The sequence below is a fragment of the Campylobacter sp. RM12640 genome (genome assembly GCF_020137595.1).
Taxonomy (GTDB): Bacteria; Campylobacterota; Campylobacteria; order Campylobacterales; family Campylobacteraceae; genus Campylobacter_E.
In genome coordinates, this window is sequence record NZ_JACGAU010000051.1 from 1 (window position 1) to 1,744 (window position 1,744).

Consider the following 1,744-nt stretch of genomic DNA (forward strand, 5'->3'; position numbering starts at 1 on the left):
GTAGCCGTTAGTATTGTCTCCATTATCTCCAGCTTGCCATTCTTCATTGTTAAATCCCATAGCGTCAGCTTGAGCTCTACTAATTGTTGCATTAGTTTCTCTTAAACTTACTGTTGCTTCGCTAACATTTTTATCAAATCCTAAAGCTGAATTACTTGTAAAGCCATTAGCGTCTTTAACTTCTACTTGAATATCTCTTCCGTTGTTTGAAACAAGGCTTAATCTTCCCATATTAGTTGAGTTAGTTGTATTTAAGCCTATAATTGAGCTAAGACCTTCGTTATTAGGCTCATTTAGACCTGCTTTAACACCAGCGAAGAATTGTAAATATGAGTGAGCTACCATACCTTGTTGAGCTTCTGCTGTATCCATAGTTTTACCATCAGCTGCATTTACTACCTCTTCTAATTTTTTAGTTAATTTATCTATAGTAGCGTTAGCGTCAGCCTTAGTTGTTTGATTTTTTAAGCTATTAAATAAATCAGTAATTTCTTTAGCTGTAGTTGGATTAGCGCCATTAGCAAATGCTGTATTTGCTAGATTTGCAGCACCTATTTCCCCTATTGTTAAACTTGTAAAATCTACATCTTTAGCACCAATAGGTTTCGCTGCTGTTTCAAATGCGCCAATAGCTGTTCCTAAAGTTTTTACTCCACCTATGTCAGCAGCACCTTTTCCTGCAGTTGCAGCAGTTACCATAGTTCCTAAAGCTGTATTTAATTTATTAACATCATCTTTATCTTCATACGCTGCTAGTGTTCCTACTGCTTTTTGACCTGCAGCTTCAACTGTAGTTGCATACGCTTTAGCAGCATCTACAATTTTTGTTTGATAAGCTGCTGCAGCGTCATCAACAGTAGTATTTGCTGAAGTATTAAATGTATCAATAGCATCAGTAATAGTTTGCATATCTTTTGCATTAGCTATTAAATCTTTTAATTTGTCAGCTTTAGCATTTTCTTTAATTTTATTAGCTTCTTCACCAGCTTTAGCAGTAGTTGTAGTAAAGTTTTCTAAAGCACCAATAGCTGCGTCTTTAAACTTATCTAAAGCTTTTTGTTCTTCTGTATGGAAAGCATTATAAGCATTACTTGCTGCTGTAGCTTGTTTAGTTTTAGTTAAAGCGTCATTATAAATAGCTGCATCTTGCACTCCGTGAGCGTTTTTAACATCTCCGAATGAATTTTCTTTTACTAAAATTCCATTATTTGCGGCAGCCCAAGTAGCTTTTTCGCTTAAATCTACACCTTTTTTATTGTTTCCATTTTTATCATCTCTTACCACTAAAGAATGAACATCATTAGCCCCGTTAGGAACTTTCACATTATCCTCAACCTTAATACCCCTACCATCTCTATTTGATAATACAAGTCTACCTTTAGTATCTACAGAAGCTTCTACCCCTGTTTGATCTTTAACAGCATTAATAGCAGCTCTTAAAGCACCATTAGCGTCTTTTTCTTGAACGCTTACTGTTCCGATTTTTACACCATTAATTGAGAAATTTGAAGTAGTTTCACCAGCTTTAATAGGTTGCTCAAATGTTGAAATAGCAGTTACACTAGCTTTAATACCTGTCTTATCACTAGCTTTATTAATTGCTTCTGCTAACGCTCCAAGACCTGTGCTAGCACTTACATCGCCTTTACCATTTGTAAGTTTTACAGGTTCTATTGTTACATCATTAATTCCATCTACGTTTTTAAATGTTACACTAGCAGTTCCTGTTAAATCCGCCGCTCTT

At 35.3% G+C, this 1,744-nt stretch carries 1 protein-coding gene; it reads right to left on the reverse strand.

The window, feature by feature from the left end; translation table 11 throughout:
* The coding region (locus tag AVBRAN12640_RS09795) for a flagellin hook IN motif-containing protein (protein ID WP_336609164.1) at positions 1-1,744 on the reverse strand (1,744 nt) is incomplete at both ends.